Source organism: Sphingobium chungangianum, from assembly GCF_977014255.1.
Genome location: NZ_CDRNIV010000006.1, coordinates 2,068,739 through 2,082,518, shown reverse-complemented (window position 1 = coordinate 2,082,518; position 13,780 = coordinate 2,068,739). Strand labels below are relative to the sequence as shown.

The following is a 13,780-nucleotide window of genomic DNA, read 5'->3' as shown; positions in this document are numbered from 1 at the left end:
TGAGCGGCTACAAAGGGGCGTGCTCTGCCGAGATTTGCCGCTCATGCCGCTGCCTTCAGGTCGGAAACATTCGCACGTTGCTCATAGAAACGTACGGCCTCATAAGGCCGTATGACAATCCCATTACAGACCGCGCCTTCCCTATCGAGAATACAGGGAAATTGGTTAGCCGCCAGGGAACGCCGATTGCTGAATTGGCTGTGCAGCCAGATGCCGCCGTGGGTCACGCCTGATCGGCTGACTTTGCTGGGTATGGTTGGTGCCTTCATGATCTTCGTGGGTTATGTCGCCAGTGGTCTGGCAGCTTCTTGGCTGCTACTCGCCATCGTCGGCTATGTAGTCCAATGGTTCGGGGATTCGATGGATGGCAGCATTGCGCGCTATCGCCATATTGAGCGTCCCTCCTACGGTTACTTCATCGACCATAGCTGCGATGGGTTGGCAACACTGCTGATCCTTGCAGGCATGGGCCTTAGTCCCTTCGTAACCATGAACGTCGCGCTGGTGGCCCTGGCCGGTTATCTGTTACTGTCGATCCATGCCTATCTTTCCGCCCGTGTTCTGGGGGAGTTCAAGCTGTCCTATCTCGCCGCTGGACCCACAGAATTGCGACTGATGCTGATCGCACTGACGGTGATGATGATGGTGCTCGGGTCAGGTCCCGGTATCTTTGGAGCGCTGTCCGGCTTTGATGTTTTTGTGGGAGCAGCTGGCCTGATCCTGATCCTGCTGTTCATCATTCAGACGATCACCACCGGACGGCGCCTCGCCCGGGCCGAGGGTGGTGGAAGATGATGCGCCATGCTGGTGTCCGATGATCCAAATTCTAATTGATGCCGACGCCTGCCCGGTAAAGGATGAAATCTACAAGGTTGCCCTTCGCCATGCCGTGCCTGTCACTGTCGTGAGCAACAGTCCCTTGCGGATACCCCGTCATCCCCTGATCAGCCGCACAGTGGTCAGCGACGGGTTCGACGCGGCGGACGACTGGATCGCCGAGCGGGTGACGGCCGGAACGGTAGTCATCACGGCTGATATTCTGCTGGCTGACCGCTGCCTGAAAATGGGTGGGGCGGTAATTTCTCCCACCGGCAAGCCCTTTACGAACGCGTCCATCGGCAATGCCATAGCGGTTCGCGCGATCATGGCTGATTTGAGAGCTGGCAGCGATCATGTTGGTGGGCCCGCCGCTTTCAGCAAAGTTGACCGGTCGCGGTTCCTCTCCGCACTGGATGAAACGCTGGTTCGCTTGTTCGCTATACAGCGCCGTGCGGTGGCCCGCCCGCTCTAATGTCCGCGATATCGTAAAGGTTGCGTCGGGCGCTTGTGCCTGCGATAGGCCCCGCCCCACCGGTCGGGCCGGTGTTGCCCTTTCCCCAATTGCATTGGCGATAACATGATTTCGTCTCCTCGTTCGATTGGCATCGACTTTGGAACCACCAATTCGGTTGTCGCGCTAGGCTGCGCGGATGGCGAGGCGATGTTGGTGCATTATCCAGCCTCTGGTAATGCCGGTCCCATCTTCCGCTCCGCGCTTTGTTTCTGGGAGGATAGCGGCGTGCCGGGCGGCATCGCGCGGGAAGCTGGGCCATGGGCCATCTCCGAGTTTCTGGATTTTCCTCAGGGCAGCCGCTTTCTGCAATCCTTCAAATCCGTCGCTGCCAGCAAGGCGTTCGAACACGCAACCATCTTCGAAAAGCGATTGCGCTTCGAGGAACTCGGCCATATTTTTCTGGAGCGGCTGCGGGCACATGCGGCCGATGAACTCAAACTGTTGCCACCGCGGGTCGTCGTTGGCCGCCCGGTCCGTTATGCAGGGCAACGGCCAGACGATATGCTGGCTCGCCAGCGCTACGACCTCATGTTCGCCGCTTTGGAGCGCGAAGTGCATTATGTCTACGAACCGCTGGGCGCTGCCTTCAGCTTCGCCGCGCGGCTGACCAAACCCGCCACCTTGCTGGTCGCCGACTTCGGAGGCGGCACGAGCGACTTTTCCGTGGTGCGGATCGAGGCGCCGGGTGCGGCGAAACGCTGTATACCGCTTGGCTCCGCGGGCATTGGTATAGCGGGTGATCGCTTCGACTATCGTATCATGGACAAGCTGGTGCTGCCCATGCTGGGCAAAGGCGGTACCTATGCATCGATGGGCAAGTCGCTGGAGATCCCTGCGGGCCATTTCGCCGATTTTGGCGACTGGGCTCGCCTTGCGCTGATGCATAATCGCCGCACACTGGCCGAATTGCAGAAGCTGAAGCGGGCCGCGGCCGATCCCGCAGCGATAGGCCGTATGATCGCTGTCGTGGAAAATGAGCTGGGTTACCCACTGTATGACGCGGTCGCCCGATTGAAGCGCACGCTCTCCAGCGAAGAGCATGCGCATTTTCATTTCGATCGTGCTGGCGTGCGTGTAGAGGCAGATGTCAGCCGTGCGGATTTTGCACAGTGGATCGCACCGGACCTCGACCGCATCGGCGCGACAGTAGACGCGGCGCTTGCCGAAGCGGGGATCGGGCCCCAGGCGATAGATCAGGTCTTTCTTACCGGAGGCTCCTCTCTGATCCCTGCCGTCCGGCGCCTTTTTGAAGAGCGTTTCGCGGCCGACCGCATCGCGGGTGGCGATGAACTGACGTCGATCGCTCATGGCTTGGCGCTGATCGGTCAGGAAACAAACATTGCCGAATGGGCCGCGGTCAGCGCGCATTAAAACGTGGCATGGGTGCCTGTATGGCCGATCAGGATCATGGATGCAGCCGTCGCTGATGAAAAACGTCAACTCAGCAGTGGTCCTGGCAAGGCAGAAGGTCCGCTGACTGCTCAGTTTCCTTATCAGACTGTCATTGGCTGAGCCTACAGGATCAAAAAAAGCAGACCGACCGCCCCGAAGGTCGGGAAGTTAGTGGCTGAATGACCGCAAAGGGTCGGTCTCGCGTTGACGCGTTTTGCCTGTGGCCATCGTGGCCACAGAAGAAGTGTCATTGGATTATCAGAATTTGATCCCGCCGCTCGCGAGCGAGTGTCATGAAACGCGGGACGAAAAGTTGGCGCCAAGCGAGCCCTCAAGCCCCGCCAGATTTGGGCAGTCCGTTTCTTCCTTGATCGACACCGACGACTTCGAGATCGAGCGCTTTTCGATCTGGCTATCGATAGCAAGCTGCGCGGCTGCGACCTGGTGAAAATCCGGATCAGTGACATTGTTTGTGATCGCAAAATCCGGACCAGGGCCACCGTTGTTCAGCAAAAGACCGGCCGCCCAGTTCAGTTTGAACTGATGGACGATGTTCGCGCCAGTCTGCTCAAGTGGCTCGAACTTCGCTGCGGTTCTCTCGATGACTTTGCCTTTCCAAGGCGCGCGGATCACGCAAATCACATATCGCCGACGTTATCGCCAAGATTGCGGGCGAATGGCCTGCTGCCCGCTAGGATGAATTCATGCCGTGGAACTGGCGTCCAGATCAGCAACCCATCGCCGAAGCCGCCTGATCCGCGGCCTCCAGTCCACGCTTACCCAATATGTCGGCTTCGAAATAGACGATGACATGCCAGCCCAAGGGTTGGATGCTGCAGGCGACTTCCAGGAACTTGTCCTTGGGCGCGTTATCGACCAAGTGCTCGCGACCACTTAGGAGAAAATCTATCCGTTCGGATGGCTGGGCATATTGGCCGATGTGCCGCCATCCGAGCATGAGCTGATCTACGCCAATCATGAACATGGCTTTGCGCTGAAGTCGATGCGGTCGGAGAGGGGCAGCCGCTATAATGGTGGCGCAAGGGGCCTTCACGCGCCCCTTGTCTCACTTTCGACTGCTCTGGCACAGCATCATAGCGGCTCGCCCCCATCAATGCTCCCGGTGAACCTGTGGCCGCCTGAACTTGTGCACCATGTCGCGAATGGTAAGGCCTGCGTCGATCGAGGTGTAAACACGCATCGGTCGGCCGGTCGGCCTGGCGATGTAGGTGCCATCGGAAGTCAAACGAGGGGTCGGCTGGAGAATGTACCGGCTCGACGATGGATCGGGCTGGATGGGCGGCAACAGCGCTGTGAGCGTCACCAGCGCACTGTCGCCGAGCCCAATAACTTCTGACGAGGGCATGCTGGAAAATGCAGGGATCGCCGCGAGTTTAGAGTCCATTTCGTCCACTTGCAGCTTCAGAAAGCGGCCAAGCGGCCCTGAGGCGGCGAGGTCCTGCATTTCCGCCGAACTGAACAGCAGCTGCCGATAGGCGTCGCGCGGGACTTGCCAGATCTCGATATCGGATTCGTTGAAGATCAGCCGCGCTGCCAGGGGATCGATCGAGAAATTGAATTCGGCCTCATCCGGACCCGGAGGCGGATAGGCGACGCCAGGATGTTCGCGTCCGCCGATCCACACAAGCTTCAGTCGGCGGCCGATGCGTGGCTCTACGAGCCATGCGAGGGCAAGTTCGGTCAGCCCCGCGCCCGCAGCGTAGACGAGGGGCTCATTTGTGTCCTCGCGCATGGCTTCCCGAACGATCGCGGCGGTGGCGGGACTGGGCTTCCAGGCGTCACGCGAGGCGATCGAGCTTTCCGATCCGGTCAGCAGATGTGGCGTCCTGGGCGCTTTCAGGACAGCGAGTAGCTGTTTTGCTTTCGCCAGGCCGTCCGCTGCAGACGACGCGCCGCCGAAGGCCGGGGGCAGGTGGGAGCTGACGATGATCGGGATATTCACGGAGGGGGAAAGAAGATGATGGGCGAGCTGAAACAAGCCATCGGGATCTCCGGCAAAGTCATTGTCGATGATGACCCGCGCCAGCGAAGACCGGCGCGATGGAGCGGCCCGCAGCATAGAGGGAAGCGCCGCCAATAGGGCGGCCGCCGACCCTATAAATCCCCTGCGGTCCACGCGATGAGCCTGAGATTTCACTTGGTCCACAGCGTCACCGGACCGATCAGACCGCCCGGACGTAGGGGCGCGTTCGGTTTATAGGTAGGAGCGGCGGTGAAGGTTATGGTTTTGGCACCGGGTTGCTTGTCACCGATGAGGCGATTGACCCAGAGATTGGCGACTTTCACCTCCAACTGGTTGCTGCCGGATTTGACGAAGCGGCCGATGTCGAGGCGATAGGGGGCGAACCAGCTGGTCCCGGCAAGCTGGCCGTTGACGCGGACTTCGGCGAGGTCGCCTACCTTCCCAAGATCGAGCCAGAGTGGCTGGCCGCGTTTTGCGGCTTTGGGCAGAGTGAAGCGGCTTGTGTAGGCGGCGATGCCGGAGAAGTAGCGGACGCCTTCTTGCCTCGCTTCGTTGAGTGGTGTGAGTTGGGGCATCGGCAGGGTGGCGGGCGCACCCCGGCCGGGCTGGAAGCTGATCTGCCATGGCTGGTCCAGGGTTGCGATCTGGCGTGGGTTGGGCGCGGGGATCGTCGTGGCGGGGGCGCTGGCGGGCTTGCGGAAGAGGATGAAGAAGGCATCCTCTGCGCCGACGTCCAGCGGGATGACGGTTTCCTGGCCTTCGGTGCGGTAGGAGACAGGTGCTGCCGTGCCGTCGATCGCGCGCCAGATTTCGGGCTGGCGGCCGGTCACGCGGAAGCGGGCTTCGATCTTTTCCGCGCGGTTCTGGCGGTTGTTGACGAAATAGAGTTCGCCGTCCGGCAGCGTGCGGTGGACGAAGCGATATTCGCTGTCGGGCGCACCGCCGGTGACGCGGAAATCAGGGGCGATGCCGATGCGGGCAAGGGCGGCGTCCGGGTCTTGAGCGGGGATGATGCGCGGCTTGGCGGTGGTGGTGCCTTTCCACAAGCGATCGACAAGCGCGGCGAAGGCGGCGGGATCATCCTTCATGGCGGGGTCGCGCTGGGGCGCTTCGCCGATGATGGGGACGCCTGCGTCGGCGAGCGCGGCGATGCGGCGCAGGGTGGGCAGGGTCATGACGCGGCTCGATCCGCCGAGATAGAGGGCGCGGTAGCGAGCTCCGCCGGGCGCGACCAGCTGGCCATCCTCGACCTTCAGAACATTGGCGAGGATGTCGGCGTTGACGAAGTCATAACCATAGCCCCTGGGCAATCCCGCCGGTTCTGCGGTCGCGAACAGGGCGGTGATCGGCGCGTCCTCTCCATGGAACCAGGCGACATCGGCGTGATCGCGACCTTGCTGAAGCAGGAAGCTGGTGCGGGCCATGTAATCGACCCAGGGCCGCGCCATTTCCGCCCAGCTTTCATGCCGGTTGAAATATTGGCCGAAGATCATGAGGCTAAGGCCCGGCACCTTGTCATCGACCGGCTGATGGACGGAGGTGTGGACGATCGGCCGGTTGATGCCGGACGCGAATTCCAGGTCGATGATGCGCTTCAGGTCCGAAGGCGCGAAGGCCCAGGGCGACATGGCGGATGTCATGGATTCGGCGGCGACGATGTTCTGGCCGTAGATATGGGCGACCGATGCCGCGCCCTTCATGTCGCCGAGCAGGGTTGGGCGGGGCTTTGCATCGCGGTTCCAGGTCCAGAGCGCGGCCATCGGCACATCGGCATGGCTGCGCATGGTGAGGTCGTCGCCCAGGACCGGGCGCACATCCTCCAGCGCTTCGCCATAGAGGATGAGGCCATTTTCATGCGCGACCTTCGCGATGGTGCCATAATGGGCGTCGGCGAGAAGATCGGCCAGCGTCTGGCGATAGTCGTGGAGGAAGGCGTCGCTACGCGCGGGCGAGCCGACGATCGCGCCGGTGAGGACGGGCAGATAGGGCAGGGGATCATAGCCGCGCCGGGCCGTGAATTCCTCCACCATGCGCGGCGTCCAGTTGGAGGGGCCGACCTCTATGCTGTCGGTCACGAGCGCGCGGATGCCCTTTGCGCCAATCCAGCCGGGGCCGACGGCGTCGCGATACATGGAGAGATAGGTTTCCATGTAGCGGCGCACGGCGGCGGGATCATATTTGTCGACTTCAAGGCCGGTCGCTTCGGCGGTGGCGGGATGGTTGGTCTTGCCGAGCAGCGAATAGCCGAGGCGGAGGATGCGCCAGTTGCTGCCCGAAGGCGGGGTCCAGTCGAGCGTGCCGTCGGGGCGTAGATGGCTGCTGATGTCGATGACCTTCGATGGGTCTACGGCGCCAGCGGTGGAGGATGATCCGGCGGGGAGGGCGGCGTAGTCGCGCAGGATGGTGAAGCCCGCCTTGGCCTCGAAGCGGTCGAGGCGTGGTTCGGCGGATAGCTGGAGCGCGCCGATGGCCAGCTTTGGTTTGGACGGCTTAGCGAAGAAGTCGATGGTGACGGCTCCCGGTACGCCGTCGCCAAGGCCGGGCGCGCGGGGCGCGTCGTTGCGCCGCAGGACGATGCGGAAGCGGCTGGCGGTGACGGCGGGGAAGGCTATCGTGGTAGCGGCTTCGGAAAGGGGGAAGTCGCCGACCTGGCGCCAGTCGCTGCCTTGTTCCGCCTCTAGCACCGGACGGTAGGCGGGGTCGCGGAAGGGCGGCTTGGCATTGGGGACGAAGAGGCTGGCGGAGCGGACCGTGACGGGCTTGCCATAGTCGAGGATCAGCGTGCCGGGCTGATCGGGGGTGCCGGTGGTGATTTGGGCGGTGGTATTGAGATCGGCATCGTCGAGCGCGGCGGCATCGATGGCGGTGCCGTCGCCTTGACGCATTTGCGGGCGGGGCAGGCTGGCGGGCTTTACCGGATAAGCGAGCAGGCGGACGTCGCGATAGAGTGGGGCGAGCGTTTTCGAGCCGCCCATGCCTTCGAAGGCGGGGGGCAAGGATGCGCTCTGGAAGGGGCCGACGGTTGCGGGTGGCTGAGGCAGCGCGCCCGTAACGCGGCGGCCACCCCGCACGGTGGTCTCCGCCCAGACGAGCTTTTTCATCGCGTCTTCGGGCTTGACCCAGGGGCCGCCCGTCTCGCTCCAGCCGGGGGAGGAGGCGATGGCGAATTCCAAGCCCTTGGCATCAGCGGTGCGGACGGCGTGGGCGAAGGCGTCTTTCCAGTCCGGCGTCATGTAAACAAGCCGCTTGGGCACGATCTGCGGCGTTTCCAGGCTGGCGTCGAAATTCTGGACGCCGCCGATTCCCATGCGCGCCATCCAATCGAGATCCTTGTCGATCCCTTCCTTTGTGATGTTGCCGTTCATCCAGTGCCACCAGACGCGCGGCCGGGCGCTTTGTGGCGGATTGTGGAAACCGTCCGCCAGATCGTCGGCGAGCAGCGGGCTGGCGAAGGCGGTGCAGGCGAGCAGCAGCGCAAGGCGAAGGGCGCGGGTCTTCATGCCGGTATCCTTTGGATCAACGGGCGGTAGCGGGGGCGTCGGCCAGCCAGCCGTGCATCCGCAGCCAGTCGGCGAATTGCGGTAGAACGCCGGTCGAGGTGGTGCCGGGGCGGCCAGCGCCGAAACCGTGGTCGCCGCGTTCATAGGCGTGCAGTTCGACGGGACGGCGGGCATTGCGCCAGGCGTCGGCGATGGCGAAGCCCTGCTTCTTGAACAGCCCGTCGTCCATGGCGATGGCGGCGAACATCGGTGGGGCGTCGGCAGGGACCGTGACGGCGGTCATGGGGCCGTAGATATAGCCGATGAAGGCGGGGCGGGCGTCGCCCTGGCCCTCCAGCGCGGCGCTGAGCGCGGTCATGGCTCCGGCGGAAAAGCCGATCATACCGACGCGGGCGGGATCGACGCGGAACTCCTTGGCGCGGCTGCGGATCATCGCGAGGGCGGTCAGCGCGTCCTGCGTCGCGCGGGGTTCCTTGATTTGGTCCACCGCGCCGGGCTTGGTTGCCTGCGCCATGCGCTGGCCCATGAATGTGCCGTAGGCCTTCGCGTCGCGGGGGGATTCGTTTAGGCGGTATTTGAGGACGAACGCGGCGATGCCTTGGGCAGCGAGCCAACGGGCGATTTCCTCGCCTTCGCTGACCATGGAAAGTTGAAGGAAAGCGCCGCCGGGCGCGACCACGACGCCTGCGCCAGTGGCCTTTGCAGGGTTGGGGAGATAGGGCGTTATCGTCGGGCGCGTGACATTGCGGACAATGTCATTTTCCATGTGAAGCTGACCATAACGGACGCTGTAATGCTCCCATTGTTCGTTGTCGGCATCCTTGGCGGAGGGATAGAGCGGGATTTCGGCGAGCTTTGGCTTGGCGATCGGCGTGAGCTGCATTTGCGCGGCTGCGGGGGCGGCGATCGCCAAGGTGAGCGTGGTCAGGACGAGGGTGGTCAGGGCCGGGCGCTTCATCGAACGGGTCTCCTCTCTATCTGTTCTGTGCATAAAATCGCATTGGAGCGTGCGATTGCACCATATACGGTCGCGCTGGGCTTGGGAACGCGGACAAAGGTGGTGGGATCGAAGCTGTGGAGGCCGAATTTCGGGCGATAGCCGAAGATCCATTCGAAGTTGTCGATAAGCGACCAATGGCTGTAGCCGATGACGGGCACGCCCGACGCGATGGTCTTTTGCAGCTCCGCGAGGGCGGCGGGGATGAAGCGGGCGCGGATGCTGTCGTCATCGGTGCCCACGCCATGTTCGGTGACGAAGATGGGGACGCCGGTCGCTTCATGGGCGTAGCGGACGGCCCCGGCGAGGGAGGGGGCATAGACTTCCGCACCGGAATAGTTGAGTTGCGCGCCCTTGGGCGGGGGAAGCTTGCCCTTGTCGCTCCACATATTGCGTTCGTAATTCTGGACGCCGAGGAAGTCGTCGGCCCGCGCGGTTTCCAGCCATGCGCCGTAGAGCTCCCGCCGCTTGGCATCGCGGGGGCTGTTGCGGCCGATGGCCTGGTCATCGAACATGGAGAGGGAGAGGCCGACGGGTAGGTCGCCGCGCACGGCCTTGATCGCAGCCTTTGCAACCTTGTGTGCGGGGACGAGGTTTGCCTGCATGGCGTCGAGATCGTCCATGTTGGCGGCGTTGAGCGCGGTGAATTTGGGCGTGCCCATGCGGCGGGCTGCTTCGGCGAGCATCGCCTTTTGCGCCTCCATGACCTGAGGCGGCAGGACCACGGCGCGCAGGACGAGGAGGATGTTCGGTTCGTTGAAGGTGATGGCGTGGCTGATGCCGCCTGCCAGATGCCGGGCGGCGCGGTCGCAGAAGCGGCTGAAGAGCTGGATGCCTTCGCTGTTGGTCCAGCCGCCCATGGCGCTGAACCAGCGCGGCGCGGTGAAATGGTTGAAGGTGACGACCGGGTTCAGGCCGCGTTCCCGTGCCCCTTCGATCATGCGCTTGTAATGATCGAGCATGGCGATGGAGAAGAGGCCGGGTTCGGGCTCTATCCGCGCCCATTCGAGGGAGAAGCGATAGCTGTTGAGGCCCATGCCCTTGGCGAGGTCCATGTCTTGGGGCCACAGGGCGAAGCTGTTGGCGGCGTCGCCCGAGGGCGTGGAATAGATGGTGGGCTTGATATTTTCGAGCAACCACTGGTCGCTGGCGACATTATTGCCCTCCACCTGATGCCCGGCGGTGGAGGCGCCCCAGAGGAAGCCCTGCGGGAAACGGCGGCCGCTCAGCCGGTCTGCGGCTGCGAGCGCGGGACTGGCGGCGAGAGCCGCGCCGGTGGCGATTAGGGTCCGGCGGTCGATCATGTCTCTCTCCCTTTTTCGGGTTAGTTTGTTGTGTCTTTGATGAAGGCGCAGATTTCGTCGGCGAGGCGGCGGTCGCTGGTGCCGAGGTGCATGGGCAGGCTGTAATGATTGTGGCCGCTGACGATCATCGCTCGCGGCATGGCGCCGTGGCGGTTGAGCCGGTCCTGCATCAGCCCGAGAAATTCCTGTTGGAAGCGGGCGGGGTCATGCTGGGCGCAGGCGATGAAGAGCGGGAGGGGGGTCGAGGCCACGGCTTCGAGCGGCATGCGGTCGGGGTAGAGTGCTGGGTCGCCATAATAGAGCGTGTCGCGTTCATCGAGCGGGGTGTAGCCATAGAGGCCGGAGAGCAGGATGGCGGCGCGGATATCGGTGGCGCCGTGGCGCTGGAAATATCCCGCGACATGGACCGCGCCTGCCGAGGTGCCCATGAGGACGATGCGGCTGGGGTCGCCGCCATGCTGGGCGGCGTTGCTCTTCGTCCAGGCGATGATGGAGGCAACGTCTTCGGGACCGGCGGGCCACGGGTGGTCGGGCGCGAGGCGGTAGTTGGGGACGATGCCCATGAAACCCGCCTGCGCCGCCATGCGGCCGACATTGGCGTTGGGCCAACTTTGATCGCCACCCTTGTCGCCCTTCAGAAAGCCGCCGCCGTGGAGGAAGATGAGGATGGGAGCGGAGGATGTGGATTGCGGGCGGTAGAGGTCGAGGCGGTGGCGCTCGTGGGGGCCATAGGGGATGTCCGTCGCGGTGGCGGGGATGCGAGCGGCGAGGGTGCTCTGTTCCGCATCGAATAACGCGGTGCAGCGGGCTAGAATGTCAGGGCCGAGGGCTTGGCCCATGGCGGCGATATCGTGCCTCATCCGTTTCGTCCTTAGCTGGCAACAGAGGCGGGCGATCTCATTTGGACCGCCCGCCAGCTTTTGATCAGAAACGCGCTTCGAACGACACGCCGAAGGTGCGCTCGGCTTCACGAGTCCGCCAGTTCACGTAGCCGCCGTCCGAGAAGGGGAGGCCAAGGATTGCCGAGTTGAAATCGACGTCGAACAGGTTGCGCACGAAACCGCCAACGCGCCATGCGCCGTCCGCATCGCCTATGCCAAGATTGAGGTTCACCACTTCATAGGCGGGCTGGATGGTATTCTTGTCACCCACCGCATTCTGTGTCTTGGACCGGAAGGACAGGTTGCCGGACGCGTCGAAGGTCAGGCGGTCGGTGACCGGATATTCCCAGTTCGCGCCCAGCACGACGCTATATTTGGGTGAGCCGGGCAGGACTTCCCCGCTGGCGTCAAACAACTGACCCGGCGTTGCCGAGGCGTTGCAGACCGTCGCTGCGGTGCCCGAAACGACGAACACGGTCGGGCAGGCCGTCACATAATCGGTGAACTTCGCGTCCGAATAGGTGAGGGACGCGTTGACCGAGAAGGTCTTGGAAGGACGGGCGACCAGCTCGACTTCAAACCCCTTCACTTCCGCGCCACCGGCATTTTCGGTGAGGAATTCCTGACCATCGAAGACCGACGTCTGAAGATCTTTATATTTGTCCCAGAAGGCGTTGAGGTTGACGGTCAGCGTGCGGTCGAGGAACTGCATCTTCGCGCCCGCCGTGATGTCGTCCACCGTCTGCGGCGCGACCGTGCTGCGGGTGCCGGTGAGGCCCGAGAAGGTGACCGTCGGCCCCAGATAACCGCGTGCGTAGGTGGCGTAGAAGAGGAGATCGCGGTTGGGCTTATATTCGAGGCCCGCGCGGCCCGAAATGTCGGTTTTCTTTGCGCGGCCGGTCTGCGGCGCGCGAACGTCGTAAGGCGCTGTGCCCGACGGTGTGAAATTATTGGCGGGCGAAGGCGGATCGAACGGCGCCAGTTCCGGATCGGCATAGGAGTAGTTCAGCGCCTTAACCTTGTCCCGCGTGAGGCGCGCGCCGCCGATCAGGCTGAGCGTGTCAGTGATATGATATTTGCCGTCGAAGAACAACGCGGCGCTGTCCGATGTGGTGCGCGTGACGTTATAGCCTGCGGTGATCGAGACGGTCGGGAAGGTCGAATAGGGCAGCGCCGGACGCAAGATCGCGCTCTGGCCGCCACCAAGGCCGGTCTTCTGCCGCGAGAAGAACAGGCCCGCAATATATTCAAGCGGTTGGCCCTGGGGTGATGTCAGGCGCAGTTCCTGCGAAAAGAAGCGCTTGGTTTCGCCCTTCGACTTGGCGAAGAACTTCTCATAGGGAAGGCCGTCGATCGCATAGGTGAAGGGCGCTTCATTGAATTCGCGCCAGGCCGATACAGAGGTCAGGGTATGATCGCCCAGTTCAAGATCGACCTGAAGCGAGGCGCCGTAATTTTCGACGTCGTAGAAGCCCGCGCCATCTTCGATGGACTCTTCATTGTGCAGGCCGGGCGTGACGCCCAGCGCCGCGAGATTGACGAAGGGCACGCCAGCGATGCCGCCCGGAGCGGTCTGAGCGGCTGAGAGCTTGTTGAGGGTCCAGGTCTGGCCGGGTCCCTTCTGCTTCTGGCGCGAATAGTCGCCGATCAGGGTGACCGAGAGACCATCGGTGGGCTCGACCAGCAGCTTGGCGCGTGTGCCATAATAATGCTGGCCGCCCCATGTTTCATCACGGACGACATTTTTGATGAAGCCGTCATAGGCGCGGTCGAAGGCGTAGATGTTGAGCGCGGCTTTGCTGCCGATCGGAATGTTGACCGCGCCATGAATGTCGCGCTCGTCGAACGAGCCATAGGAGGCGAAAACATTGCCGCTGAATTCGCCGAGTTCGGGCTTTTTGGTCGTGATGTTGATGACGCCCGAAGAGGCGTTCTTGCCAAACTGGGTGCCCTGCGGTCCCTTCAGCACTTCGATCCGTTCCAGATCGCCAAGGCTGTTGACCGGGCTACCGAAGCCGATGACGACATTATCGACCACCAGGCCGACCGGCGCTTCGGACGCGCTGGTGAAGCCGCCGAGCGTGCCGACGCCGCGAACGCGGAAGCCAGCGTCGTTGGGGGTGGTGCCGAACTGCACGCCCGAAAAGGTGTAGGCGATGTTGGTGAGGTCCTTGAAGCCGGTCGCGGCAAGCTGGTCACCGCTAAGAGCCGACACGGCGAGTGGGACGTCCTGCAGGCGTTCGGCGCGCCGGGTGGCGGTGACGATGATGTCCGTCGAGGCGACGGGCTCGGCCGCTTGCGGCGCGGTTGTTTCCTGCGCCCATGCAGGCGTCGCGATGGCGAGCAGGCTGGCGCTGCCCAAGGTTATGTGCGTGGTGAACTTTCTCAT

Annotated in this window: 9 protein-coding genes and 3 pseudogenes; 5 read left to right on the top strand and 7 right to left on the bottom strand. The window is 63.0% G+C overall.

Features of this window, described 5'->3' with window-relative positions:
- Nucleotides 1-111 precede the first annotated feature (111 nt).
- From ACWNC0_RS17385 to ACWNC0_RS17370, 4 genes and pseudogenes are all read left to right on the top strand, one after another.
- Complete coding sequence (locus ACWNC0_RS17385) at nt 112-795, top strand: CDP-alcohol phosphatidyltransferase family protein (protein WP_449473404.1); 684 nt, start codon at nt 112-114, stop codon at nt 793-795.
- Between the two features lie 19 nt (nt 796-814).
- Entirely contained in the window at nt 815-1,291 is a 477-nt protein-coding gene (locus ACWNC0_RS17380) for a YaiI/YqxD family protein (protein ID WP_449473402.1), read from the top strand.
- Between the two features lie 105 nt (nt 1,292-1,396).
- On the top strand, nt 1,397-2,704 hold the full coding sequence (locus ACWNC0_RS17375) for an Hsp70 family protein (RefSeq protein WP_449473401.1): 1,308 nt from the start codon (nt 1,397-1,399) through the stop codon (nt 2,702-2,704).
- Between the two features lie 270 nt (nt 2,705-2,974).
- A pseudogene (locus tag ACWNC0_RS17370) lies at nt 2,975-3,356 on the top strand (tyrosine-type recombinase/integrase); the annotation flags it as partial.
- A gap of 150 nt (nt 3,357-3,506) precedes the next feature.
- Here the strand turns inward: ACWNC0_RS17370 and ACWNC0_RS17365 are convergent.
- Nucleotides 3,507-3,638: pseudogene (locus ACWNC0_RS17365) on the bottom strand (2-pyrone-4,6-dicarboxylate hydrolase); the annotation flags it as partial.
- Here ACWNC0_RS17365 and ACWNC0_RS17360 point away from each other — a divergent pair.
- Nucleotides 3,624-3,755 (top strand): annotated as a pseudogene (locus ACWNC0_RS17360) (4-hydroxybenzoate 3-monooxygenase); the annotation flags it as partial. The pseudogenes ACWNC0_RS17365 and ACWNC0_RS17360 overlap by 15 nt on opposite strands.
- 81 nt (nt 3,756-3,836) lie before the next feature.
- Here the strand turns inward: ACWNC0_RS17360 and ACWNC0_RS17355 are convergent.
- The 6 genes from ACWNC0_RS17355 to ACWNC0_RS17330 all read right to left on the bottom strand — a co-directional run bounded on the left by ACWNC0_RS17355 (nt 3,837) and on the right by ACWNC0_RS17330 (nt 13,780).
- Complete coding sequence (locus ACWNC0_RS17355) at nt 3,837-4,805, bottom strand: nucleoside hydrolase (protein ID WP_449473399.1); 969 nt, start codon at nt 4,803-4,805, stop codon at nt 3,837-3,839.
- Nucleotides 4,806-4,879: 74 nt separating this feature from the next.
- Nucleotides 4,880-8,209: a glycosyl hydrolase gene (locus ACWNC0_RS17350; RefSeq protein ID WP_449473397.1), complete on the bottom strand. Its 3,330-nt coding sequence runs from the start codon at nt 8,207-8,209 to the stop codon at nt 4,880-4,882.
- A gap of 16 nt (nt 8,210-8,225) precedes the next feature.
- Complete coding sequence (locus ACWNC0_RS17345; RefSeq protein WP_449473395.1) at nt 8,226-9,167, bottom strand: alpha/beta hydrolase; 942 nt, start codon at nt 9,165-9,167, stop codon at nt 8,226-8,228.
- Nucleotides 9,164-10,510, bottom strand: coding sequence for a family 1 glycosylhydrolase (locus tag ACWNC0_RS17340; protein WP_449473393.1), 1,347 nt, complete (start codon nt 10,508-10,510; stop codon nt 9,164-9,166). The genes ACWNC0_RS17345 and ACWNC0_RS17340 overlap by 4 nt, the downstream gene beginning before the upstream one ends.
- Before the next feature lie 20 nt (nt 10,511-10,530).
- Nucleotides 10,531-11,370 (bottom strand): alpha/beta hydrolase, encoded by an 840-nt coding sequence (locus tag ACWNC0_RS17335; protein ID WP_449473391.1) that lies wholly within the window; start codon nt 11,368-11,370, stop codon nt 10,531-10,533.
- A gap of 64 nt (nt 11,371-11,434) precedes the next feature.
- On the bottom strand, nt 11,435-13,780 hold the full coding sequence (locus ACWNC0_RS17330; protein ID WP_449473390.1) for a TonB-dependent receptor: 2,346 nt from the start codon (nt 13,778-13,780) through the stop codon (nt 11,435-11,437).

Bases quoted from the DNA above. Each gene is read 5' to 3' on its own strand.
- ACWNC0_RS17385 (WP_449473404.1), top strand. From the start codon at position 112: ATGACAATCCCATTACAGACCGCGCCTTCCCTATCGAGAATACAGGGA.
- ACWNC0_RS17380 (WP_449473402.1), top strand. From the start codon at position 815: ATGATCCAAATTCTAATTGATGCCGACGCCTGCCCGGTAAAGGATGAA.
- ACWNC0_RS17375 (WP_449473401.1), top strand. From the start codon at position 1,397: ATGATTTCGTCTCCTCGTTCGATTGGCATCGACTTTGGAACCACCAAT.
- ACWNC0_RS17355 (WP_449473399.1), bottom strand. From the start codon at position 4,805: ATGCTGCGGGCCGCTCCATCGCGCCGGTCTTCGCTGGCGCGGGTCATC.
- ACWNC0_RS17350 (WP_449473397.1), bottom strand. From the start codon at position 8,209: ATGAAGACCCGCGCCCTTCGCCTTGCGCTGCTGCTCGCCTGCACCGCC.
- ACWNC0_RS17345 (WP_449473395.1), bottom strand. From the start codon at position 9,167: ATGAAGCGCCCGGCCCTGACCACCCTCGTCCTGACCACGCTCACCTTG.
- ACWNC0_RS17340 (WP_449473393.1), bottom strand. From the start codon at position 10,510: ATGATCGACCGCCGGACCCTAATCGCCACCGGCGCGGCTCTCGCCGCC.
- ACWNC0_RS17335 (WP_449473391.1), bottom strand. From the start codon at position 11,370: ATGAGGCACGATATCGCCGCCATGGGCCAAGCCCTCGGCCCTGACATT.
- ACWNC0_RS17330 (WP_449473390.1), bottom strand. From the start codon at position 13,780: ATGAGAAAGTTCACCACGCACATAACCTTGGGCAGCGCCAGCCTGCTC.